Origin of the sequence: Trabulsiella odontotermitis, assembly GCF_001188485.1 — a bacterium.
GTDB classification, from domain to species: Bacteria; Pseudomonadota; Gammaproteobacteria; order Enterobacterales; family Enterobacteriaceae; genus Trabulsiella; species Trabulsiella odontotermitis_A.
This window is the reverse complement of the sequence record NZ_JNGH01000095.1, coordinates 1-22,956: the sequence shown is the minus strand read 5'-3', so window position 1 is coordinate 22,956 and position 22,956 is coordinate 1. Positions and strand designations below refer to the sequence as shown.

The 22,956-nt window shown below is 56.5% G+C and carries 19 protein-coding genes and 8 pseudogenes; 8 read left to right on the top strand and 19 right to left on the bottom strand.

All coding sequences use genetic code 11. The features are described 5' to 3' along the window. Positions 1-25 precede the first annotated feature (25 nt). Entirely contained in the window at positions 26-577 is a 552-nt protein-coding gene (gene yfcE / locus GM30_RS13490) for a phosphodiesterase (protein WP_049849028.1), read from the bottom strand. Positions 578-632: 55 nt separating this feature from the next. Further along, on the bottom strand, positions 633-1,277 hold the full coding sequence (gene yfcF, locus GM30_RS13485) for a glutathione transferase (protein WP_049849027.1): 645 nt from the start codon (positions 1,275-1,277) through the stop codon (positions 633-635). A gap of 137 nt (positions 1,278-1,414) precedes the next feature. Here yfcF and yfcG point away from each other — a divergent pair, with 137 nt between their 5' ends. The 6 genes and pseudogenes from yfcG (at position 1,415) to GM30_RS13455 (ending at position 4,964) form a co-directional block, all read left to right on the top strand. Beyond that, the gene (gene yfcG / locus GM30_RS13480; RefSeq protein ID WP_049849026.1) at positions 1,415-2,044 is read left to right on the top strand and encodes a GSH-dependent disulfide bond oxidoreductase; all 630 of its coding nucleotides are present in this window, start codon (positions 1,415-1,417) and stop codon (positions 2,042-2,044) included. A gap of 44 nt (positions 2,045-2,088) precedes the next feature. Continuing rightward, positions 2,089-2,451: a dihydroneopterin triphosphate 2'-epimerase gene (gene folX, locus GM30_RS13475; protein ID WP_049849025.1), complete on the top strand. Its 363-nt coding sequence runs from the start codon at positions 2,089-2,091 to the stop codon at positions 2,449-2,451. Between the two features lie 18 nt (positions 2,452-2,469). Beyond that, positions 2,470-3,361, top strand: a pseudogene (locus GM30_RS13470) (TIGR01777 family oxidoreductase). A gap of 57 nt (positions 3,362-3,418) precedes the next feature. Beyond that, positions 3,419-3,928: a GNAT family N-acetyltransferase gene (locus tag GM30_RS13465; RefSeq protein ID WP_049849024.1), complete on the top strand. Its 510-nt coding sequence runs from the start codon at positions 3,419-3,421 to the stop codon at positions 3,926-3,928. A 209-nt stretch (positions 3,929-4,137) separates the two neighbouring features. Then, on the top strand, positions 4,138-4,389 hold the full coding sequence (locus GM30_RS13460; RefSeq protein ID WP_049849055.1) for a hypothetical protein: 252 nt from the start codon (positions 4,138-4,140) through the stop codon (positions 4,387-4,389). Positions 4,390-4,403: 14 nt separating this feature from the next. Continuing rightward, positions 4,404-4,964, top strand: a complete 561-nt coding sequence (locus GM30_RS13455) for a helix-turn-helix transcriptional regulator (RefSeq protein ID WP_049849023.1) — start codon at positions 4,404-4,406, stop codon at positions 4,962-4,964. 23 nt (positions 4,965-4,987) lie between these two features. Here the strand turns inward: GM30_RS13455 and hisP are convergent, their stop codons facing one another. From hisP to pdxB, 15 genes and pseudogenes are all read right to left on the bottom strand, one after another. Beyond that, positions 4,988-5,761, bottom strand: coding sequence for a histidine ABC transporter ATP-binding protein HisP (gene hisP, locus GM30_RS13450; RefSeq protein ID WP_049849054.1), 774 nt, complete (start codon positions 5,759-5,761; stop codon positions 4,988-4,990). A gap of 7 nt (positions 5,762-5,768) precedes the next feature. Further along, positions 5,769-6,485, bottom strand: a complete 717-nt coding sequence (locus tag GM30_RS13445) for an ABC transporter permease (RefSeq protein ID WP_049849022.1) — start codon at positions 6,483-6,485, stop codon at positions 5,769-5,771. Further along, entirely contained in the window at positions 6,482-7,168 is a 687-nt protein-coding gene (locus GM30_RS13440; RefSeq protein WP_049849021.1) for a histidine ABC transporter permease HisQ, read from the bottom strand. The genes GM30_RS13445 and GM30_RS13440 overlap by 4 nt, the downstream gene beginning before the upstream one ends. 62 nt (positions 7,169-7,230) lie before the next feature. After that, positions 7,231-8,013 (bottom strand): histidine ABC transporter substrate-binding protein HisJ, encoded by a 783-nt coding sequence (gene hisJ / locus GM30_RS13435; RefSeq protein WP_049849020.1) that lies wholly within the window; start codon positions 8,011-8,013, stop codon positions 7,231-7,233. A 241-nt stretch (positions 8,014-8,254) separates the two neighbouring features. Next, positions 8,255-9,037: a lysine/arginine/ornithine ABC transporter substrate-binding protein ArgT gene (gene argT, locus GM30_RS13430; protein ID WP_049849019.1), complete on the bottom strand. Its 783-nt coding sequence runs from the start codon at positions 9,035-9,037 to the stop codon at positions 8,255-8,257. 311 nt (positions 9,038-9,348) lie between these two features. Continuing rightward, entirely contained in the window at positions 9,349-9,918 is a 570-nt protein-coding gene (locus GM30_RS13425) for a UbiX family flavin prenyltransferase (RefSeq protein ID WP_049849018.1), read from the bottom strand. Positions 9,919-10,020: 102 nt separating this feature from the next. Next, positions 10,021-11,538 carry an amidophosphoribosyltransferase gene (gene purF / locus GM30_RS13420; RefSeq protein ID WP_049849017.1) on the bottom strand — a complete coding sequence of 506 codons (1,518 nt, stop codon included), beginning with the start codon at positions 11,536-11,538 and terminating at the stop codon, positions 10,021-10,023. Positions 11,539-11,571: 33 nt separating this feature from the next. Then, on the bottom strand, positions 11,572-12,060 hold the full coding sequence (gene cvpA, locus GM30_RS13415; protein WP_038156685.1) for a colicin V production protein: 489 nt from the start codon (positions 12,058-12,060) through the stop codon (positions 11,572-11,574). A 153-nt stretch (positions 12,061-12,213) separates the two neighbouring features. Then, complete coding sequence (dedD, locus tag GM30_RS13410; RefSeq protein WP_049849016.1) at positions 12,214-12,906, bottom strand: cell division protein DedD; 693 nt, start codon at positions 12,904-12,906, stop codon at positions 12,214-12,216. Further along, positions 12,896-14,132: pseudogene (gene folC, locus GM30_RS13405) on the bottom strand (bifunctional tetrahydrofolate synthase/dihydrofolate synthase). Before folC ends, dedD begins: the two are co-directional and overlap by 11 nt. A gap of 62 nt (positions 14,133-14,194) precedes the next feature. Then, a complete protein-coding gene (gene accD, locus GM30_RS13400; RefSeq protein ID WP_049849015.1) occupies positions 14,195-15,109 on the bottom strand; it encodes an acetyl-CoA carboxylase, carboxyltransferase subunit beta in 915 nt (304 codons plus the stop codon). A 144-nt stretch (positions 15,110-15,253) separates the two neighbouring features. Then, the gene (locus GM30_RS13395) at positions 15,254-15,922 is read right to left on the bottom strand and encodes a DedA family protein (protein WP_049849014.1); all 669 of its coding nucleotides are present in this window, start codon (positions 15,920-15,922) and stop codon (positions 15,254-15,256) included. Between the two features lie 34 nt (positions 15,923-15,956). Continuing rightward, positions 15,957-16,559: pseudogene (gene truA / locus GM30_RS13390) on the bottom strand (tRNA pseudouridine(38-40) synthase TruA); the annotation flags it as partial. Next, the gene (locus tag GM30_RS13385) at positions 16,534-17,538 is read right to left on the bottom strand and encodes an aspartate-semialdehyde dehydrogenase (RefSeq protein ID WP_049849013.1); all 1,005 of its coding nucleotides are present in this window, start codon (positions 17,536-17,538) and stop codon (positions 16,534-16,536) included. The gene GM30_RS13385 and the pseudogene truA, both read right to left, overlap by 26 nt. Before the next feature lie 64 nt (positions 17,539-17,602). Next, positions 17,603-18,731, bottom strand: a pseudogene (gene pdxB, locus GM30_RS13380) (4-phosphoerythronate dehydrogenase PdxB). Positions 18,732-18,839: 108 nt separating this feature from the next. Between pdxB and flk the strand changes: the two are divergent. Further along, positions 18,840-19,804 (top strand): annotated as a pseudogene (gene flk, locus GM30_RS13375) (flagella biosynthesis regulator Flk). Here the strand turns inward: flk and GM30_RS13370 are convergent. Together GM30_RS13370 and GM30_RS13365 are read right to left on the bottom strand one after the other, a co-directional pair. After that, positions 19,801-20,918 (bottom strand): annotated as a pseudogene (locus tag GM30_RS13370) (arabinose transporter). The pseudogenes flk and GM30_RS13370 overlap by 4 nt on opposite strands. Positions 20,919-21,037: 119 nt before the next feature. Further along, positions 21,038-22,118 (bottom strand): annotated as a pseudogene (locus GM30_RS13365) (beta-ketoacyl synthase N-terminal-like domain-containing protein). A gap of 159 nt (positions 22,119-22,277) precedes the next feature. Here GM30_RS13365 and GM30_RS25590 point away from each other — a divergent pair. Further along, positions 22,278-22,956: pseudogene (locus tag GM30_RS25590) on the top strand (MnmC family methyltransferase); the annotation flags it as partial.

Below are 22,956 nucleotides of genomic sequence, written 5' to 3'. Positions count from 1 at the left end.
GGCGCGTTTTACGGTTGCGGGTAAGTTACGGGTTAATCGCTACCTGTGCAATAACCTGTTGGTCATTGAGTGCTAAAACCTGCAAATAATCACCTTCCAGCATCCCGTAACTGGCGACAAAACCGCCTTTCGGAATACTGACCGAACCGGGATTGAAGTGAACGATCCCGTCGCGTTTCTCGGCGACCGGAATATGAGTATGACCGGAAACCAGCACATCGCCAGCGGCGAGCGCAGGCGGATTGTCCGGGCCAAAAAGATGACCGTGGGTTAAAAAGAGGCGCTGACGGCCCGTCAGCACCTGTTGCCAGGGGGCGGTAATGGGGAATGTCAGCAGCATCTGATCCACTTCGCTGTCACAGTTGCCGCGTACGGCAATGATACGTGATGCCTGTGTGTTCAGTTTCTCTGCGACTTCTGCGGGCGCGTAGCCTTCCGGCAGGGCATTGCGCGGCCCGTGATAGAGCAGATCACCAAGCAATATCAGCCACTGCGCGCCGCTTTGCGCAAAGTGTCCCAGGACGCGCTCGGTTGCGGGCAGCGAACCGTGAATATCCGAGGCAAACATCAGTTTCATACGCCTTTCCTCCACCAAAAAAACCGCACCAGTTTAACGGATTTTCGGCAGCCGATCAGCCCGCGCGTTTGGCGGAAAGCGCCACCCAGCGCTGCACCGAGGCACGCTGCCACTGGAAGGTGGCGTAATCCACCAGCCGTTCCGGCACCTCGTCGCCGTTGAGCACCAGACGATTAATCATCAGCGCCAGATCGGCATCGGCGATACACCATTCACCGAACAGATTAGGATTGCCATGCGCCAGCAGATCACCCGCGGTAGCGAATAATTTCTCTGCGGTTTCCCGCCCTGCCGCGCTCAGAGACGGTTTCTTCACGCCGCCGAAAATAACATCGGTGGGACGCTCTTCGCGAATGGGCATCAGGTCACTGCGCAGCCACGCCTGAATCTGCCGCGCGCGGGCGCGTTTTTCCAGATCGTGAGGATAGAGGCGCTCCCACTGCGGCGGCGCAAAGCGCTCATCCAGATATTCGGCAATAGCCGACGATTCGCTCAGTTCAAAAGTATCCACCTCCAGCAACGGCACACGGCGGGTCACGGAAAAGCCTTTCCATTCAGCCTGTAGATGTTCGCCGCGGGCGAGATCGACTGTTTTAAGGGTGAACGGTAAGCCCTTCTCCTGCAATGCAACGTAGACAGACATGACATACGGGGAATAAAAACTGGCATCGGACCACAGCGTTATGACGGGTTTGCTCATAGTATCCTCAACGTTATATAGGGTTTTCTTTCACCATATCGCCTCTTTTGCGCGCTGTCACTTGATCAAAACTCACACTCGCGAATGAGCTTCTATACTCCTTGTTTCACCACGTCGGCTTATTCACGGGAGTGATGATGATTGACTTGTATTACGCGCCAACCCCTAACGGACAAAAAATTGCCCTGTTCCTCGAAGAGGCCGAGCTGGCCTACCGTCTGATTCGGGTGGATATCAGCAAAGGCGAGCAGTTCCGCCCGGAATTTCTTGAGGTGTCGCCCAATAATAAGATCCCGGCGATTGTCGATCATGTGCCGCTGGATGGCGGCGCGCCGCTGAGCCTGTTTGAGTCGGGCGCGATTCTGGTCTATCTGGCGGAAAAAACCGGCAAACTGCTCAGCCAGGAGCCCCGCGCGCGGTTCACCACGCTGCAATGGCTCTTCTGGCAGGTGGGCGGTCTCGGGCCGATGCTCGGGCAGAATCACCATTTTAACCATTTTGCGCCGCAGCCGGTGCCCTACGCCATCGAGCGTTTTCAGGTCGAGACGCTGCGCCTCTACAACGTGCTCAACAAGCGACTCGAAACCTGCCCGTGGATGGGCGGCGACGAGTACAGCATTGCCGATATCGCCTGCTGGCCGTGGGTCAACGCTCATGAGCGTCAGCGCATTGATCTGGAAAACTTTCCGGCAGTTAAAAACTGGTTTGAACGCATCCGAACCCGACCGGCAACCGTACAGGCGTTGCAAAAGGCGCAAGCGGGATAAGATGATGTATCATGGCGGCAACCATGTTACAGAGGAAGCCTGCAATGTCTCAGCCAGACGCCATGATTCGAATTAAAAACCTGCGCCTGCGTACTTTTATCGGCATCAAGGAAGAGGAGATCGCCAATCGTCAGGATGTGATTGTGAATGTCGAAATCCACTACCCTGCTGATAAAGCGCGTAACAGCGAAGACATTAACGACGCGCTGAACTACCGCACCATCACTAAAAACATCATCCGGCATATCGAAGATAACCGCTTCTCGCTGCTGGAAAAATTAACTCAGGATGTGCTCGACATCGCACGCGAACATCACTGGGTCACTTATGCTGAAGTGGAGATCGACAAACTTCATGCGCTGCGGTACGCCGACTCGGTTTCCATGACCATGAGCTGGCGACGTTAAGCGCAACCGGGAGGTTGCATGAAAATTCTGATAACCGGCGGTACAGGACTCATTGGTCGCCACCTGATTCCCCGGCTATTCGAGCTGGGACATGATGTTGCCGTCGTCACGCGCAACCCGGAAAAGGCGCGCAAAGCGCTGGGAGAGCGCGTTGAGCTATGGAAAGGGCTCGGCGATCGGCAGAACCTCAACGGCATCGACGCGGTAGTCAATCTCGCAGGTGAACCCATTGCCGATAAGCGCTGGACTGACGAACAAAAACAGCGGCTCTGCAACAGCCGCTGGAACATCACCCAGAAACTGGTCGATCTGTTTCATGCCAGCGAAACGCCGCCTGCGGTGCTGATCAGCGGTTCCGCGGCGGGGTATTACGGCGATCTCGGTGAAGTGGTGGTGACGGAAGAGGAACCGCCGCACAACGAATTTACCCACAAGCTCTGCGCCCGTTGGGAGCAAATCGCCTGCGGCGCGCAAAGCGATCGCACCCGCGTCTGCCTGCTGCGTACCGGCGTGGTACTGGCCCCCAAAGGCGGGATCCTCGCCAAAATGCTGCCGCTTTTCCGCCTCGGCCTCGGCGGCCCGATGGGCAACGGCAGGCAGTACCTGGCATGGATCCACATTGATGATATGGTCAACGGCATTCTCTGGCTGCTGGATAACGACCTGCGCGGCCCGTTCAACATGGTGTCGCCTTACCCGGTGCGTAACGAGCAGTTCGCCCATACGCTCGGCCATGTGCTGCACCGTGCCGCCGTACTGCGCGCCCCGGCGACCGCGATACGCCTGATGATGNNAACCCGCCGTACTGGTGCTCGGCGGTCAGCGCGCGCTGCCAAAGCGCCTGGAAGAGGCAGGTTTCGCCTTCCGCTGGTACGACTTAGAAGAGGCCCTGTCAGATGTGGTAGGTTGATTGCGCGAGTCAGACGCATGATACAGTGAAAGGCCAACTCATCAGAATGGCAACGTTATGGCGACAATCACTACCCCACGGCTTATTCTTTCTCCCTTCCGGCCTGCGGACTGGAACTTCTTCCGCACTTTGAGTGAAGATGCGACGGTGATGCGCTACATCGGCAGCCTCGCCGCTGAAAAAGACAACCGCCTGCTGTTCGCCACCCGCCTGAACGCTCCGCATACCTTTGTGGTGCGCACCCACGACGATCCCACCGCACTGGGCGATATCGGCCTGAGAATCAGCCCGCAGCATCGTGATGAAGCGGATATTGGCTATATGTTTATCCCCCAGGCGCACGGCAAAGGCATTGCCAGCGAGGCGGTACGCGCGCTTTGCGAATACGCCTTTACCCAGGCGGGTGTTAACGCGCTGAACGCCTGGGTACTGGCGGAGAACACAGGCTCGGTGCGCGTGCTGGAGAAGTGTGGATTTGTGCGCACGCAGATGCTGGAAAAAGCGTACGAGATTGACGGCGTGCACTACGACGACTGGGCATATCGGCTGGAAAGCACCGCGTGTTAATCCCTTCCTGACTGTCACCGTATTCCCGCGATAATGCGTGGAATACGGTACGCAAAATACAAACTTGTTCCCTCTGTTTTCTGTTCGAATGTGAAGTCGTTTCCGGAACGCTAAAAATCTTTAGCGATAAATGTTTCTCGCGAGATTAATTGCATCAACAGTGTTGACATCAGTCAACACTCCTTTCACACTACGCAGGAAACAAAATGATGAAGGAACATCCAGACAAACACATTCGGGCGGCAATTTACTATGCGATCCTTCGCGGCTGGGTTTTCCACCCCGGCGGAAAAAGCGCCCATTGCTTTGGACGTTTACGCTGCGGCATACCGCAGCATAAGGAACATATGATGAGTGTCTGGTCCACACCGGGGAATGGCGTCAACCACGCCAGGCAAATCATACGCATGGTGGATCGTTGCACACCGGCGTACTCCGGTCGTCAGGCTTATCAATTCTAAAGGAGTTATTTGCTATGCCATTATTTAACTTCACCCTGACCCTGTCCGGCGTTACCGTCAGCACGCTAGGGCTGGAAGACGCGCTTTTCGCTAATGGTTGCGACGATGCGCTGGTGTGCTTTTACGGTACTTCGGTTTATCTGGAGTTCGACCGTGAAAGCGAATCATTAAGCAGCGCCATTCTGACTGCGGTTCATGATATCGAATCTGCTGGCATTGCTGCCCGTGTAGAGTCGGTTGACGCTACGTTGGTCGGGCTCAGCGACATCGCTGAACTGACCGGGCTGTCCCGCCAGGCTGTCGCCTTACTGAAAGATGGCGCGCGTGGCCGGGGCCGGTTTCCCGCCCCGGTACAGCGCGTAAAGGGCAATTCGCCGCTCTGGAGCTGGCGTAAAGTGGTGGAATGGCTGGTGAGTGAAAACCGTATTTCGGGTGATTCGCCGCTGGTTGAGAATGCGCGCGTGCTGGACAGTCTTAACCTGGCGCTACAACTGCGTTCATCAATGGAGGCGCAGAGCATTCTGCATTACGTTCAGCAACTCGAACGAAACCGCTCCCGCAGCCAGAAGGAATAGCCCGACCCGCGGGCTATATCATGTTATTTCAACGAGCCCTTCAGGAATTGCTGCAGGCGTGGGCTTTGCGGGTTGCCGAACAGATCGTCCGGGTGCCCTTCTTCTTCAATTTTCCCCTGATGCAGGAAAATGACGTGTGAAGAAACGTGGCGGGCAAAGCCCATTTCATGGGTCACCACCACCATGGTTTTCCCCTCTTCGGCCAGCTTCTGCATGATGCGCAGCACTTCGCCCACCAACTCGGGGTCAAGCGCGGATGTCGGTTCGTCAAACAGCAGCACGTCCGGCTCCATCGCCAGCGCACGGGCAATGGAAACGCGCTGCTGCTGGCCGCCAGAGAGATGCACCGGATATTTGCCCTGCTGGCGCTCGTCAATGCCGACTTTCGCCAGATACTTTTCCGCCCGCTCGCGGGCTTCCTGTTTGCTGAGCCCGAGAACCTGTACCGGCGCTTCCATCACGTTCTCCAGCACCGTCATGTGGCTCCACAGGTTGAAGTGCTGAAAAACCATCGTCAGGCGCGTGCGCAGCAGACGCAGCTGGTTTTTATCGGCGACCTTTAACTGACCGTCTTTGTCGCGCACCAGGCCGATATTCTGGCCGTTCACCACAATCGTTCCTTCACTCGGCTTTTCGAGGAAGTTAATGCAGCGCAGGAAGGTACTCTTCCCGGAGCCCGATGAACCGATGATCGAGATAACATCCCCGGCATTCGCCCGCAGCGTGACGCCTTTCAATACTTCATGCTCGCCGTAGCGTTTATGCAAATCGATGACGTTTAGTTTGTTCTCAGCCATGATGCTCTCAATGCGTTGAAGAAGGTGATACATGCTGCAGCCAGCGCTTTTCCGCTTTGCGGAACAGGCTGATCAACACATACGAAATGATCAGATACAGTACGGCGGCGATCCCGAATGCGGTAAAGGGCTGATAGGTCGCCGAGTTGATATCACGGGCAACTTTCAGCAGATCCGGCACTGTCGCGGTAAAGGCCAGCGCGGTCGAGTGCAGCATCAGGATCACTTCGTTACTGTAGGCCGGTAAAGCGATGCGTAACGCCGACGGCAAAATAATGCAACGATACATTTTAACGCTGGAGAAGCCGTACGCGCGCGCCGCCTCAATTTCACCATGCGGCACGGAGCGGATCGCCCCGGCGAAAATCTCCGTGGTGTACGCACAGGTGTTCAGGGTCAGCGCCAGCACCGTACAGTTTAGCCCGCTGCGGAAAAAGGCGTTCAGCAGTTCCGTGCCCTTCACCACTTCCAGCGTATACATCCCCGAGTAAAACACCAGCAGTTGAACGTAAAGCGGCGTTCCGCGAAAAATATAGGTAAAAAACCAAATCGGCATGCTGATCAATTTATTGCTGGAGACGCGCCCTACCGCCAGCAGCACCGCCAGCAGCCCCCCCATCACCACGGATAAAATCAGCAGCCACAGCGTAATGGCCACGCCGGTGAAGCGGTAGCCATCGGTCCAGAGCAGGGCTTTCCAGTATTCCTGAATAATTTCGATCACAGGTCTGCCCTCTTCACACCCACGGTATAGCGGCGTTCAAGCAACAGCAGTACGCCATTGGACACCGTGGTAAACACCAGATAAATCACGCCGCAGACCACGGCAAAGTAGAACGGCTCCCAGGTGCTTTTCCCGGCGAGTTGCGTCGCTTTGACCACGTCTTCCAGCCCCAGCAGCGAAACCAGCGCGGTGGCTTTGAGGATCACCTGCCAGTTGTTGCCGATACCTGGCAGCGCGAAGCGCATCATGGCCGGAAACATAATGCGGCGGAAGGTTTGACGGCGGGTAAAGCCAAACGCCGTTGCCGCTTCCAGATGCCCCTTCGGCACCGCCAGATAGGCGCCGCGAAAGGTTTCGGTAAAATAGGCACCGTAGATGTAACCCAGCGTGATGATCCCCGCGACCATGGGATCAATATCAAACTGCGCCAGCCCTAAGGCATCCGTGATGGCGTTAAGCGCTATCTGTAAACCGTAGAAAATCAACAGCATCAGCACCAGATCCGGTACGCCGCGAATCAGCGTGGTGTACGCTTCGAACAGCAACGCCAGCGGGCGATTGTTCGACAGCTTTGCGCCAGCCCCGGCCAGCCCGATCACCACGGCTAACAGCACGGAACTGATGGCCAGCTCCAGCGTCACGATAGCGCCATGGAAAATGACTTGTGAAAACCCGTACAACATTCAGCCTGTCCCGTCTGTGTTGCACCTTCGCGCCAGTTGGCGCGAAGGCTCATTTGTGCTGGTTAGTCACCATACACATTAAAATCGAAGTATTTCTTCGCTAATTTTTCGTAGGTACCATCGGCACGCATGTCAGCAAACGCTTTGTTCAGCGCTTCACGCAGTTCGTTATCTTCTTTGCGCAGGCCCATGCCGGTACCGACGCCAAACAGCTTGATGTCTTTAATTGACGGACCGCCAAACTCATAATCGCTGCCAACAGGCTGCTTGAGGAAACCTTCACTTGCGGCGACTTCGTCCTGGAACGCGGCGTCGATGCGCCCTGCCGTCAGGTCAGCGTAGATGTTGTCCTGCCCCTGATAGGAGACGATTTCAACACCTTTCGCGGCCCAGTGTTCGTTGCCATAGGTTTCCTGCGTGGTGCCCTGCAGCACGCCGACGCGTTTGCCTTTCAGCGTGGCGAGATCAGGGGTGATATTGCTCCCCTTTTTCACCACCAGACGGGAATCCGCTGCATAGAGTTTGTCGGTGAAGGCAATCTCCTGCTGACGTTTTTCGGTGATCGACAGCGACGACATAATCGCATCGATTTTCTTCGCTTTCAGAGAGGGGATCAGCGCATCCAGCGGGCTTTCAACGAAGGTACATTGCGCTTTTAAACGCTGGCAGAGATCTTTCGCCAGATCGATGTCAAAACCCACCAGTTCACCCTGCGCATTTTTCGATTCGAACGGCGCGTAAGTGGGATCGGTGCCGATACGAATTTTTTGCGGGATTGCTGCATAAACGGTGGATATGCTGGAAAGCGCCAGCATTAAAGAGAGAGACAACGCCAGTTTTTTCATATCTATCCTCAACAGACTGTCATTCTAACGGGGTTCAGCAAAAATACGGTACAGGTTATCGTGCCATTTTTTGACGTAAGTCGACACGTTTTTTTGCATCGTTAATGCTTAACTATGCACTAATAAACCGCAAATCAGCATATACGTCGCGGTTTCCATGCATTAATCAGGGTAATGCACCAAAACGAGTCATCATTTTGATGCATTACTCTCCGTCAGTAAGTGGTCTGCGGTATGCGACTTATTCGCCGTAGACGTTAAAGTTAAAATACTTCTTCGCCATCGTGTCGTACGTACCGTCTTTACGCAGTTCACCCAGCGCTTTATCAAAGGCAGCTTTCAGCTCGGCATCGTCTTTACGCAGACCCACGCCGGTGCCGTCACCGAAGTATTTTTTGTCTTTTACGGAAGGCCCAGCAAAGTCGAAATCTTTACCGGCAGGCTGTTTGAGGAAACCTTCGCTGGCGGCAACTTCGTCCTGGAATGCAGCATCCAGACGACCGGCGGCGAGGTCAGAGTAGATCAAATCCTGATTCTGATAGGCAACGACGTCCACGCCTTTGGTGCGCCAGGTTTCATTGGCATAGGCCTCCTGCGTAGAGCCCTGAAGTACGCCAACATGTTTGCCTTTCAGCGCATCGAGATCCGGTTTCACCGATGACCCTTTTGCGGCGATCAAACGAGAATCCGCAGCGTAGAGTTTGTCAGAGAAGGCAATCTCCTGCTGACGCTTCTCGGTGATGGAGAGCGAAGAAATAATCGCGTCGATTTTCTTCGCCTTCAGCGAGGGGATCAGAGAGTCAAAATCGCTGCCCACCCAGGTACATTTCACCTGCATGCGTTTGCACATCTCATTGCCCAAATCGATATCAAAGCCGACAAAATCCCCTTTCGCGTCTTTCGATGAGAAAGGCGCATAGGTCGCGTCAGTGCCGATACGAACTGTCTGCGGCAGCGCGGCAAAAACGCTGGAAGCGCTGCAGATACCTGATAACAACGTGAGAGCCAGAACCGTCTTCTTCATACATTACCCTTAAAATGTCGTGATGTAGTAAGTGTCTTGTTATGTCGTTTGCGTGTTGTGTGTTGTGTGTTGTTGTTGCAGACAATTCTTGCAGCTTTTATGCCATATTCACGAAGTACCGCAAAATCGACGTTAAATATGTTAATAAAAGGTTGCGATGTTGTCGCTAAAAGGAAAGATAACAGCATTGGCAGATAAACCGCAGCGGCGATGCGCAAAAAAACAAATTAAATGTTGAGGATTTGATCGTGGTTGCAAAATCGCCCCAGGACAGGGCGAAGCGAGAGAATATGCACTACTTTGGTGCGTCGTTATGCACCTTGCCAGCGGGTAAACAAATCTTCAGGTAAATCAATATCAAATTGATCCAGCACCCGGTTCACCGTCTGGTTGATCACGTCATCCAGCGTCTCAGGACGATGATAAAACGCCGGCACGGGTGGCATGATCACCGCCCCTATTTCCGCCGCCTGAGTCATCAGGCGCAAATGCCCGAGATGCAGCGGCGTTTCGCGTACGCACAACACCAGCGGACGCCGCTCCTTGAGGATCACATCCGCCGCGCGGGTCAGCAGCCCGTCGGTATAGCTGTGAACAATCCCTGAGAGCGTTTTGATGGAGCAGGGCAATATCACCATGCCGGTGGTTTTAAACGAGCCTGAAGAGATACAAGCAGCGATATCGCGGGCATCGTGTACCACATCGGCCAGCGCCTGCACATCGCGTAGAGAGATGTCGGTTTCGAGCGACAGCGTCTGGCGCGCCGCCTGACTCATGATCAGATGGGTTTCCACCCCGGCGACATCACGCAGCACCTGTAACAGGCGCACGCCATAAATTGCGCCACTGGCGCCTGAGATGCCTACAATCAGCCGTTTCATAAATGGATTCCTCCCGACAATTTCAGGCTGACAATGCCGCAAACGGGCGGGAGTTGCAAGAAAAGCGCGTCCTGTCGGGCAACAGAACGCGCCGAGGGAGGCTTAACCTTCGTTGTGCATCTCTAAGTTTTCCATTTCGTTCTGACGCAGCAGTGCTTTAGCGTCGTCATTACGCAGGGAATCGAGATAGTCGAGATACTGCTGGTTAACGTCTTTGGTCACGTAAACACCGTTAAAGACCGAACATTCAAACTGCTGAATATCCGGGTTCTCGGCGCGTACCGCGTCGATGAGATCGTTGAGATCCTGGAAAATCAGACCGTCCGCGCCGATGATCTGGCGGATTTCATCCACTTCACGACCGTGGGCAATCAGTTCGTTGGCGGTCGGCATGTCGATGCCGTACACGTTCGGGAAACGAATTTCCGGCGCAGCGGAAGCCAGATAAACCTTTTTCGCCCCTGCTTCACGCGCCATCTCGATGATCTGCTCAGAGGTCGTGCCGCGCACGATAGAGTCGTCCACCAGCAGTACGTTCTTATCGCGGAATTCGGCACGGTTGGCGTTCAACTTGCGGCGCACGGATTTACGGCGCAGCTGCTGCCCCGGCATGATGAAAGTGCGGCCGACATAGCGGTTTTTCACAAAGCCCTGGCGGTACGGTTTATCAAGGATACGGGCAATTTCCAGCGCGATATCGCAGGAGGTCTCCGGAATCGGGATAACGACGTCGATATCCAGATCTTCCCACTCGCGGGCGATTTTCTCGCCAAGCTTAGTGCCCATATTGACGCGGGCGCTGTAGACGGAAATCTTGTCGATGAACGAATCCGGACGCGCGAAATAAACGTATTCAAACAGGCACGGGTTGCTGACCGGGTTGTCCGCGCACTGGCGGGTGAACAGCTGCCCTTTTTCGGTGATGTAGATGGCTTCGCCAGGCGCGACGTCACGCAGGAACTCAAAGCCCAGCGTATCGAGCGCGACGCTCTCGGAGGCGACCATATATTCCGTGCGGCCATCGCCAATATCGCGCTTGCCGAGCACCAGCGGGCGAATGCCGTTCGGATCGCGAAAGGCGATCATCCCGTGGCCGATAATCATCGCCACACAGGCGTAGGCACCGCGAATCTGCCGGTTGGTGGCAGCAATCGCGGCGAAAATGTTGTCTGCTTCCAGCGGATAATGGCGGAAGTTATCCAGTTCGCTGGCAAAGATATTGAGCAGGATTTCAGAATCTGACGTGGTGTTAATGTGACGACGCTTCTCTTCAAACAGCTTTCTGCGCAGTTCGTGGGCGTTGGTCAGATTACCATTGTGCGCCAGGGTGATGCCGAAAGGAGAGTTGACGTAGAAAGGCTGCGCCTCGGATGCGCTGGAACTACCGGCTGTGGGGTAACGCACATGGCCGATTCCCATGTTGCCCTGCATACGCTGCATATGGCGAGCTTCAAACACATCACTCACCAGGCCGTTGGCCTTACGCAACCGGAAACAGTTGTTCGCATCAATGGTGATGATGCCTGCGGCATCCTGCCCACGGTGCTGAAGCACCGTTAACGCGTCATAAATCGACTGGTTGACCGGCATAACACCGGCGATACCGACAATACCGCACATACGTCATTTTCCTCGTTAAGAACTGCCCAAAGCTTATACCCTGGGCAAGAAACTCGACGAGCTTTGCAGATAGTCAAAGAACCACCTGATGATGAAACTGAATTGCGGGATCAACTGCGACTTCTGCCAGTCTTCGCTTTTAGACAGACCGGTAAAGGTATCAAGGAAGAACAGAATGGCGGCGACGATCAGTACGCCACGTAACGCACCGAAACAGATCCCCAGCACCCTGTCGGTCCCGGACAGGCCAGTTTTTTCCACCAGCGCTCCGATGACATAGTTCACGATAGCGCCGACAATCAGCGTCGCGACAAACAGCACCGCGATCGCAATCCCATTACGAACCAGTTCGTCTTCAAAGCCCGTAAACCAGACTGACAGGTAAGTGTAGTAATGGCTGGCAACAAAGAAAGCACAACCCCAGGTTACCAGCGATAACGCTTCACGAACAAAGCCGCGGATCAGGCTCACCAGACAGGAAAAACCAATCACCGCGATAATGGCGTAATCAATCCAGACCATATGTGTCCCACGATTTTACGCCCTGTCATCCAGTTCGGGGCGCATTCTAACAGAAAAAGAAAACGTTTGCGTAGGGATTTCCTTCCCGTGCTCAAATAAAAATGGCGCTGAAAAAATGTTCAACGCCATTCGGTTCGTCACCGGGGAGCGGGGTTAATTCGGCGAGTAACCCATCACCACTCCACTCAGCCCCGACAGCTGTTTCAGCTCGCCAAGCGAACCTTTCAGCTTATCTTTCGAGGCATCCGGACCAACCAGAATTCGGGTGATTTTACCCTGTACCGGTGTTGAAGGCGACGTGTAAACACGATAACCCGCACCGCGCAGTTTCCCCACGATCTCGTTGACCTTATCGGCGTTCTTCAGCGCACCCAGTTGCACCACGTAGGCTTTGCCCGTCGGCGCAGGTTTCTCTTCCGGCGCCGGCTTCTCAACGGGCGCTGGCGGCGGCGTCTCGGCCGGCACTGCGGCAGGTTTGGCCGGTGTCGGTTTCGGCTGCGGTTTTTCCACCGGCTTCGGCTTCGGCGGCGTCACCGACGCGGGTACGTCGTCGATGTCGTTATTGCCATTGGCTGTCATCCGTGAAGGATCCAGCGACGGCGCTGCCGCATCGCCCGCCCTCACCTCTTCAGCGGCCCCTTCCGGCGGCTGAGCAGGCAACGCCTGCGTGGCGGCAGGCAGCATATCCGGCTCATCCCGATCGCCCGGTTTTGGTACCAGCGGGATCGCCGCAAATTCATCCTGATAATGTTTTTTCTGACCATCGAGCAGCCCTGGCAGCACGATCACGCCCAGCGCTACCAGCACTATTGTCCCGACCAGACGGTTCTGAAACTTACTCGCCACCGGTTCTCCCCGCGTCCATCTCTTCCATTACATGCGCTACCGTGTGGAACGAACCACACACCAGCACCGTATCTTCTGGTTTTGCCTCAGCCATTGCGGCGTGCCAGGCATCTGCCACACTGGCATAGACTGCGCCGCGTGGCAAATGTTCCAGCAGCTGTTCCGCTGTCGCCCCGCGCGGTCCTTCCAGGGGGGCACAATACCAGTTATCGACCATCCCGGTAAGATTCTCCAGCGTACCGGCGATATCCTTGTCATGAAGCATACCAATGACCGCCAGCAGACGACCGGCTCCGGGTAACATTTTCAGACGTCCGGCAAGATACGCTGACGCATGAGGATTATGCGCCACATCGAGGATCAGGCGCGGCGATTCGCTGACAATCTGGAAACGCCCCGGCAGAATGGCTTGTGCGATACCGGTACGGATCGCCTGTTCGCTGACGTTAAGTCCGCTGGCGCGCAGCGCGGCAAGCGCCGTGGNNGTCGCGCAATTCGCCCTGCGCGTCGCTAAAGTTCCAGCCGTTATCGCTGACCTCATAGCGCCACTCGGCACCACGGCGCAGCAGCTGTGCGCCTTTTTCCTGCGCGACATCAGCAATGGTCGACGGCATGTCCGGCTCACCAACAATGGCCGGTTTGCCGTGGCGGAAAATCCCCGCTTTTTCACGGCCGATGCTTTCGCGATCCGGCCCCAGCCAGTCGGTGTGATCAAGGGCGATACTGGTGACCACGGCAACATCCGCATCCACCAGATTGGTGGCGTCAAGACGCCCGCCCAGTCCGACTTCCAGAATCACCACGTCCAGTTGCGCCTGCTTGAACAGCCACAGCGCCGACAGGGTGCCAAATTCAAAATAGGAAAGGGAAATATCACCGCGCGTGGCTTCGATTTCCGCAAACGATGCGGTATGCGCCGCTTCCGGCAGCTCTTCGCCCTGCACACGAACGCGCTCGGTATAGCGTACGAGATGCGGCGAGCTATAAACACCCACCTTGTAACCTGCTGCCATCAGCACCGATTCCAGCGTGCGGCAGGTGGTGCCTTTGCCGTTCGTACCGGCAACGGTAAAGACAAACGGTGCCGGTTTCTGCACGTTCATCCGCGCGGCAACCTCGCTGACGCGCTCAAGGCCAAGATCGATAGTTTTGGAATGCAGATTTTCCAGATAAGAAAGCCACGCAGCCAGCGGCGACGTGGCCTGAGGAGTACGTTGTTTTTCCATGATGCCCGCGATAGTTAACGAAACAAAAAGGGCAGCGCCGTCTGGCCCTGCCCTTTGCATTATCAGGCCCCAGGTTCCTGATCCGGTACCGGTGGTACCACCACGCTTTCGCGCGGTTCATCAGGATCCGGCGACGGGAGATTCATCAGCTTAGCCAGAACGCTGGCCAGCTTCAGGCGCATTTCCGGACGACGGACAATCATGTCGATCGCCCCTTTTTCAATCAGGAATTCACTGCGCTGGAATCCCGGCGGCAGTTTTTCACGCACCGTCTGCTCGATAACGCGGGGACCGGCGAAGCCGATCAGCGCTTTCGGCTCAGCGACGTTCAGATCGCCGAGCATCGCGAAGCTTGCGGAAACGCCACCCATGGTCGGGTCGGTCAGTACGGAGATGTATGGCAGACCGCGTTCCTGCATTTTCGCCAGCGCGGCGGAGGTTTTCGCCATCTGCATCAGCGACATCAGCGCTTCCTGCATTCGTGCGCCACCGGAAGCGGAGAAGCAGATCAGCGGGCAGTTGTCTTCCAGCGCCTGTTCAACGGCACGGACGAAACGCGCACCGACAACTGAGCCCATGGAGCCGCCCATAAAGGCGAATTCAAATGCCGCCGCGACGACCGGCATGCCGTGCAGCGTGCCTTTCATGACCACCAGCGCGTCTTTTTCGCCCGTTTCTTTCTGAGCAGTCGCCAGACGGTCTTTGTATTTTTTCGAGTCACGGAACTTCAGCACGTCTTTCGGCTCAAGTTCGCTCCCCAGTTCAACCAGAGATCCTTCATCCAGCAGGCTATGCAGGCGGTTTCTCGCCGTCATACGCATGTGATGATCGCACTTAGGGCAAACCTCCAGGTTACGCTCCAGCTCGGCACGGTAAAGTACCTGACCGCAGCTGTCACACTTGGTCCAGATCCCTTCAGGGATACTGGCCTTGCGGGTGGGGGTTATATTGCTTTTAATTCGTTCAATCCAGCTCATTGATAACCTTTCTGCCTGAACCTGGTCGATGCCAGTTTTGCCGTAAGAGGCGAATAATGCCATTTTTGCCGCTTACAGACCATGAAATGTTGCACATTAAAACATAAGCGCTCGAAACATGGGATAAAAAAGTGGTCGAACCCCTTACTTCATCGGTTTCGTCTGTTTAGCTGCCGCCCGCTTGTGGCGGATGATCTCCACTACGCCAGGCAGGATGGACAGCACGATGATCGCCACAATCAGCAGCTTCAGATTCTCCTGCACCACCGGCAGGTCACCAAACAGATAGCCTGCGTAGGTAAACAGCAGCACCCACAGCAACGCGCCGACGACGTTATACGCCGCAAAATGACGATAAGACATATGCCCCATTCCCGCCACAAATGGCGCGAAAGTTCTGACGATGGGCACGAATCGCGCCAGAATAATGGTCTTACCGCCATGTTTCTCGTAGAACGCATGGGTCTTATCGAGGTAGCTGCGACGGAAGATTTTCGAGTCCGGATTGCTGAACAGCTTTTCACCGAACAGGCGGCCAATCGTATAGTTCAGCGCATCGCCGACAATCGCCGCGATGACCATCAGCAGCACCATCAGGTGAACATTAAGATCATTGGTCGGCAATGCCGACAGCGCCCCCGCCACAAACAGCAGCGAATCTCCCGGCAGGAATGGCGTCACCACCAGACCCGTTTCGCAAAACAGAATCAGAAACAGAATGGCATATACCCAGACGCCGTACTGCGCGACCAGCTCCGCCAGATGCACATCAATATGCAGAATGAAATCAATCAGAAAGCGAATCAGATCCATAGTTGCTTAGCCTTTAGTTACTGCAATTTCGCATTTAGTCCGCCAGAAACAGCGGGCCCATCGGCGTCTTCGGCAGGCCGAAATGATCGGGATAGTCTACCGCCACCAGATACAACCCTTCCGCTTTCGCCGTCGCTGCCGCCAGCGTTCTGTCCTTCGCTGCCAGTAGCTCTGCAATCCAGTTCTCTGACTGGTTTCCGGCACCTACTTCCATCAGGCTGCCAACGATATTCCTGACCATGTGATGCACAAAGGCATTGGCTTTGATATCCACCACCACATAAGCCCCGTGACGCTGAACGTCAATGTGCATCACGTTTCGCCACGGCGTGCGCGACTGGCACTGAACGGCACGAAACGAGGTAAAATCATTTTCGCCAATCAGACACTGCGCTGCGCGATGCATCCGTTCGGCGTCCAGCGGCTGGTGAAAATGGGTCACACCCTGGCTTAACACCGCCGGACGCAAGCGATGATTGTAGATGACGTAGCGATAACGGCGTGCCGTTGCGCTGAAACGGGCATGAAAATCATCGGCAACATGTTTCACCCAACGCACCGCGATGTCACCAGGCAAATTCGCATTTACACCCAGCGTCCACGCTGCGTCTTTACGCAGCGCGTGGGTATCGAAATTTCTCGGCGATTTTGCCCGCCATCAGCGCGCCGCCGAAGCGAACGTTGTCGGCGACCGACCAGAACTGGATTTGCTCCGGCATACCGTAATCGTTACGCACGCAGCCCACCGACAGTTGCGCATTGCCGGAGGCGTCGCCCACCTGCGTCGGGAACGCGTTCTGTTCCGACAGCACGATATCTTCACCGCGGGCAAAAGCGTCGCGCGCCTCTTCCGCCGCCAGCGGACGCAGCGCTTCAAAGCTCACCATCTGCGCATGGCCGTAGAATACCGGCGACTGCACGCAGTTCGCGGAGATCATCAGGCCGTCGTCCTGCAGGATTTTGCGTACCTGATCGACAATGCGGCGCTCTTNGCCTCCGCGATCCGGCAGCAGCGGCAGCAGGTTAAACGCCAGCTGGCGGCCAAAGAAATCATCTTCATCGATCGGAATACCGTTCAGCAGTTTGGCGCTCTGCCCTGCCAGCGCATCGACCGCTTTTTTACCGTGTGCAGACGCCGACAGCAGGCTGGTCACCGCAATGCGCGACAGACCGCCTTCGTCGATCAGCGGTTTCAGCGCCGCCAGCAACTGGCTGGTGAGGCTGTCCGGCACGGCGATGATATTACGGTTGCGGTAGTCGGCCAGCACAAACGGGTTCACTTCCGGCACCACCAGCGGCACGTCCGGCTCCAGCGCGAACAGCCCGCTGGCGTCAATCACCAGACACCCGGCGTTAGTGGCTTCGTCAATATACTGTGCGCTCGCTTCAGCCCCGGCGACGAAAAACGCCAGTTGCGCCTGCGTCCAGTCAAATTCAGCGGCATCCTGCACCCGCACCGTTTTGCCCTCGTAACGCAGCGATTCACCCGCGCTTTCGCTGCGCGCCAGCGCATGCAATTCACCCACCGGGAACTGACGCTCGGCAAGGGTTTCGAGCAGGGCTTCACCCACGGCGCCCGTGGCGCCCAGTACGGCAATATTCCAGCCTTCAGACATGGTGGTTACTCCAGAAAAAATAGCCGCCCCGCCGCAATTGTCGGCGAAGCGTATTAAGAAGACATTAACGTGTTGCGAGATGGACGGCGTTGAAGCCCAGTTTTTTCAGCATTTCAGCCGCCCCGGCATCATCACACTGCACATACAGCGAGGACCATTCACGGCGTTCCTGATAATTCTTGCGCAGCTTGTCAAACTCACCCGCTTTACCCGCCACGTGTCGCAGCGGCGCATCATCGCGGCGCACATCATACACCAAATGCACCAGCCTTTTTAGCGTTGCCTGATCGAGCGGACCGTGCAAGGTGATACGACCGAACTCCGGGGCTGGCAACAGGGTATCCAGCGACACCTGGTGGCGCTGACCGATAAATTCACTATAGGCTTCAAAGACCTGAGTGGTGCCGCGCGCTTTGCCTTCCAGGGTGTAGCCCGCAATATGCGCAGTGCCAATATCCACCCGAGCCAGCAGTTCGGTGTTGAGATCCGGCTCCGGCTCCCAGACGTCGAGCACCACGCTTAACGCTTGCCCTGTTTCCAGACGCGCCAGCAGCGCGCGGTTATCCACCACCGCGCCGCGACAGGCGTTAATCAGAATAGTGCCAGGTTTCAGACGGCGGATCAGCGCCTCGTCTGCCAGATGCAGCGTTTTATACGGGCCGTCTTTAAACAACGGCGTATGGAAGGTCAAAATATCCGCCTGTTCTACCAGCGTGTCCAGCGGCAGAAAATCGCCATCGTCGCCGTTATCAGCGCGCGGCGGATCGCACAACAGCGTTTTGATCCCCAATGCCTCAAGCCGTTTTTGCAGACGACCACCAACGTTACCCACGCCGACAATGCCGACCGTGCGGTCAGCCAGCGCAAAACCATCGCGTTCCGCCAGCATCAGCAGCGCGGAAAAGACATATTCCAATCGCGTTACAGCCAGGTGCGGCGGAAAAACCGATCCCCGCCTGCGCAAGCCACTCCTCATCGACATGATCCGTGCCTGCCGTGGCCGTACCGACAAACTTCACCGGCTTACCCGCCAGCAACGCGGCATTGACCTTCGTGACTGAACGCACCATCAGCGCGTCTGCATCATTCAGCGCTTCCTCAGGAAGCGGACGACCCGCCACTGCCCTGACCTCGCCCAGGCGACTGAACAATTCGCGGGCATAAGGCATATTTTCATCAACGAGGATTTTCACAGTTTGTACCTGTCTGAGAACGAGAGTTAACCGGAGAAGTGTGCCATAATCTCGCCGCCAGGCATACCTGCAACCTGGTGGACTCAGCCACGACGGTAAGGATTTCTCATGACGCAACCCATTTCAGGCATGCCAGTTCGCCCGCCCGGTGAAGGCGTTCCCGCCACGTCCACGCCCGGCGAGCAACCGCTATCAACTCAGCAACGTACGGTGCTGGAGCGGCTGATCACCCGTCTGGTGGCACTGACGTCGCAGCAAAACGCGGAAGTGTGGGCCGGGATCAAGCACGATCTGGGACTGAAAGGGGATGCGCCCCTGCTCTCGCGCCATTTTCCCGCCGCCGAACAGAATTTAAACCAGCGGCTGGCCACGGCGCAGCAGAACCTCAGCACCCGTCAGACGCTGTCGCAGTTAACCGAGTTGCTGAGCCAGGGCAACAACCGTCAGGCGGTGAGTGATTATGTGCGTCAGCAATTCGGGCAAACCGCGCTGAGCCAGCTGACGCCTGAGCAGTTAAAAAGCGTGCTGCAACTGTTGCAGAACGGTCAGCTGTCTATTCCACAACCGCAGCAGCGTCCGGCGACAGATCGCCCGTTGGCCCCTGCCGAGCATAATACGCTGAACCAGCTGGTGACCCGGCTGGCGGCGGCGACCGGCGAATCCAGTAAGCTTATCTGGCAGTCGATGCTCGAACTTTCCGGCGTGAAAACCGGCGAGCTGATCCCGGCCAAACATTTTGCTCAACNCGCTGAGCAGCCAGCCCACGCCGACGCTGCATTCGATTCAGGCAGCGCTCAAACAGCCGCTCGAGCCGCGAGAGATGCAGTCGCTGCAGGATTATGCGCAGCAAACCTGGAACGTCACGCCGCAATCCGCGCTGACCATCGCCCAGGTACAGGATCTGCTAAATCAGATATTCCTCAGACGCGTCGAACGCTCGCAGGACACCTATCCAGCCCATTTACAGCCCGTTCACCCCGTTCATCGACGCCGTTAAAACGATGTCGGCGCGCCCGGGACTGTTGCTGGTTGCGCTGCTTGTGGCGATGGCGCTGGTGTGGATAGTGATTTAACGCTGACGGAAACAGGCGAGCGTGACCACGATGCCGACCACGGCGGAAATGGCGCCCGCCAGGAACACCGACGGATAGCCAAACGAGGTCGCCAGCAGCCCGGCCAGCGGACCCGTCACGCCGTAAGAGATGTCCTGAAACGCGGCATAACCGCCAAGTGCGGTACCGCGCACCTGCNGGTTAACGCCGCACCTGCCAGCGCCATCCACGCGTCCGTCGCCTGCCACAGCAGCACCAGACCGGCCGTTTCAACCAACAGCGAAACAATCGCCATCTTCACGCCGCCATAGCGATCCGGCATCCAGCCAAACAGAATACGCATCAGCACGAAAGCACCGCCAAACGCGGTCAGCGTAAAACCAGCCATTGCCCAGCCTTTGCTGAGGAAATAGAGGGAAACGAAGGTGCCGATCACCGCAAACCCGACGCCCTGCAGCGCGAGACCCATACCCGGTTTCCAGATAAGCCCGACCACGCTCCATAGCGACGGACGCTCACCCGCATGTGCGGGCACCTTACGCACCGTGCCGTTAAAAGCCCAGGCCAGCAACGGCAGTGCCATCGTCGTCCCGGCCAGCGCCGCAAAGCCGAAATGGCTGTGAATCAGCAAACCCAGCGGCGCACCGGCCGCCAGCGCGCCGTAAATCGCCATCCCGTTCCACGACATCACTTTGCCCGAACGCCCGGGGCCAACCAGCCCCATCCCCCAGGTCAGCGTGCCGGTCAGCAACTGGCTTTCGCCAAACCCGAGGATCAGACGCCCGACAATTAACAAGGCGAATTTCCACATGGCTGATACCGGCAACAGCGCCGCCAGCAACCACGCCGCCCCCGCCATCCCGCAGGCCAGCATCCCCTGTAGCGCCGAGCGTTTTGCGCCGTGCTGATCCGCCAGCCGCCCGGCATAGCCACGAGTCAGCACCGTCGCGAGGAACTGGATCCCCACCGCAATCCCGACCATGGTGTTGCCATAGCCCAGCTCGTGATGGACAAAAAGCGGGATCACCGGCAACGGTAGTCCGACCGTCATGTAGGTTAAGAAAACCGCAAAGGCGATACGAAATAGCGAGACATTGGCCTTCGATGTACTTTCTGAATGGGTTACAGCCGTCATGCGTAATGAATAATCAAGAGAATAAAAGCGGAGGTGGAGTTTGCCTTTTGTACAGCGGGGTTGTCAACGCACTAAAAAAGGGAGCTCAAAGGCTCCCTTTTCATGGTTTTACACAACCATTACGCGTTCAGCTTACGCATAACCAGGGTGGCGTTGGTGCCGCCGAAGCCGAAGCTGTTGGACATCACGGTCGTCAGTTTACGCTCAGTCGGCTGAGTGACGATGTTCAGACCTTCCGCCTGCTCGTCCATCTCGTCGATATTAATGCTCGGCGCGATAAAGCCGTGCTCCAGCATCAGCAGAGAGTAAATCGCTTCCTGCACGCCCGCCGCACCCAGAGAGTGGCCGGTCATCGCTTTGGTCGCGGAGATTGCCGGGCTCTTATCGCCGAACACTTCACGGATAGCGCCCAGCTCTTTCACGTCACCCACCGGGGTAGACGTCCCGTGTGAGTTCAGGTAGTCGATTGGGGTATCAACACCGTGCANCCATCCCGCCGCCGCCTGCGATAACGAAACCATCACGGTTCGCATCGTAAGTACGGGAGGCTTTGTCTGGCGTTTCGTTGTATTTGGTGGACAGCGCGCCCATGGCGTCAAACTCGCAGGCCATTTCCCAGCACAGCTCTTCGCCGCCGCCAGCAAAAACGATGTCCTGTTTGCCCAGCTGAATTTGCTCAACCGCGTTACCGATGCAGTGCGCAGAGGTGGCGCAGGCGGAGCTGATAGAGTAGTTTACGCCGTGAATTTTGAACGGCGTGGCGAGGCACGCAGACACGCCGGAAGCCATCGCTTTAGTCACAACATAAGGGCCCACGGCTTTCAGACCGCGCGGGCTGCGCATGGCGTCTGCACCAAAGACCTGGAATTTCGGGGAGCCGCCACCGGAACCGGCAATCAGACCCACACGCGGGTTATTCTGATACACCTCGTCAGCAAGGCCTGCGTCGGCGATTGCCTGTTCCATGGACAGGTAAGCGTAGATAGATGCGTCGCTCATGAAGCGAACAACTTTGCGGTCGATGAGGCCAGTGGTATCCAGTTTGACGTTGCCCCAGACGTGGCTACGCATGCCGGAATCTTTCAGTTCCTGAGAGAAAGTGATCCCTGAACGTCCTTCACGGAGGGATGCCAGGACTTCCTGCTGGTTATTACCGATGCTGGAAACGATGCCCAAGCCAGTAATCACTGCACGTTTCATTCAATACCTCTGTTTGTCGCACTATTTTGAAGTTTCGAGTCGCAAGATAGCGTACACTTGTACGCCGAACAAGTCCGATCAGACAAAATCTGCTTAAATTTGCTCCTGCACCCACACATCGTTAAGATCGTCAGACTTCCCGTGATACGAGTAACTTACGTGAAACAAAACGCCATACAACCTGCCAACCTTGAATTCAACAATGAGGGTACACCTGTTTCCCGAGATTTTGATGACGTCTACTTCTCTAATGATAACGGCCTTGAAGAGACCCGTTATGTTTTTCTCGGCGGAAACCGGATTACAGCGCGTTTTTCAGAACATCCCCGTTCGTTATTTGTTGTGGCGGAAAGCGGTTTCGGCACCGGGCTCAACTTCCTGACGCTGTGGCAGGCGTTTGACGCGTTTCACGCCGCCTCCCCGGACGCTACCTTCGCGGTGGCCCCTGCCGGTCGCCGGATGTCATCGCCTGCTGCTTGACGGCGGTCGCGTCACGCTGGATGTGTGGTTAGGGGATATCAACACGCTGACTGAGACCCTCGACGACACGCTAAATCAGAAGGTCGACGCCTGGTTTCTGGATGGCTTCGCCCCGGCGAAAAACCCGGACATGTGGACGCCTGCGCTTCTGTCCCGACCCGGCGGTACGCTGGCGACCTTTACCTCTGCCGGGTTTGTACGACGCGGCCTGCAGGAGGCGGGGTTCACCATGCAGAAGCGCAAAGGTTTTGGCCGAAAGCGTGAAATGCTGACCGGCGAAATGACGCAAACGCAGAGTGTCGCACCGCGTGCGCCGTGGTTTGCCCGCCCGGGTGCGACCGCGCAGGAGGTGGCGATC

Bases quoted from the DNA above. Each gene is read 5' to 3' on its own strand.
- yfcE (WP_049849028.1), bottom strand. From the start codon at position 577: ATGAAACTGATGTTTGCCTCGGATATTCACGGTTCGCTGCCCGCAACC.
- yfcF (WP_049849027.1), bottom strand. From the start codon at position 1,277: ATGAGCAAACCCGTCATAACGCTGTGGTCCGATGCCAGTTTTTATTCC.
- yfcG (WP_049849026.1), top strand. From the start codon at position 1,415: ATGATTGACTTGTATTACGCGCCAACCCCTAACGGACAAAAAATTGCC.
- folX (WP_049849025.1), top strand. From the start codon at position 2,089: ATGTCTCAGCCAGACGCCATGATTCGAATTAAAAACCTGCGCCTGCGT.
- GM30_RS13465 (WP_049849024.1), top strand. From the start codon at position 3,419: ATGGCGACAATCACTACCCCACGGCTTATTCTTTCTCCCTTCCGGCCT.
- GM30_RS13460 (WP_049849055.1), top strand. From the start codon at position 4,138: ATGAAGGAACATCCAGACAAACACATTCGGGCGGCAATTTACTATGCG.
- GM30_RS13455 (WP_049849023.1), top strand. From the start codon at position 4,404: ATGCCATTATTTAACTTCACCCTGACCCTGTCCGGCGTTACCGTCAGC.
- hisP (WP_049849054.1), bottom strand. From the start codon at position 5,761: ATGGCTGAGAACAAACTAAACGTCATCGATTTGCATAAACGCTACGGC.
- GM30_RS13440 (WP_049849021.1), bottom strand. From the start codon at position 7,168: ATGTTGTACGGGTTTTCACAAGTCATTTTCCATGGCGCTATCGTGACG.
- hisJ (WP_049849020.1), bottom strand. From the start codon at position 8,013: ATGAAAAAACTGGCGTTGTCTCTCTCTTTAATGCTGGCGCTTTCCAGC.
- argT (WP_049849019.1), bottom strand. From the start codon at position 9,037: ATGAAGAAGACGGTTCTGGCTCTCACGTTGTTATCAGGTATCTGCAGC.
- GM30_RS13425 (WP_049849018.1), bottom strand. From the start codon at position 9,918: ATGAAACGGCTGATTGTAGGCATCTCAGGCGCCAGTGGCGCAATTTAT.
- purF (WP_049849017.1), bottom strand. From the start codon at position 11,538: ATGTGCGGTATTGTCGGTATCGCCGGTGTTATGCCGGTCAACCAGTCG.
- cvpA (WP_038156685.1), bottom strand. From the start codon at position 12,060: ATGGTCTGGATTGATTACGCCATTATCGCGGTGATTGGTTTTTCCTGT.
- accD (WP_049849015.1), bottom strand. From the start codon at position 15,109: ATGAGCTGGATTGAACGAATTAAAAGCAATATAACCCCCACCCGCAAG.
- GM30_RS13395 (WP_049849014.1), bottom strand. From the start codon at position 15,922: ATGGATCTGATTCGCTTTCTGATTGATTTCATTCTGCATATTGATGTG.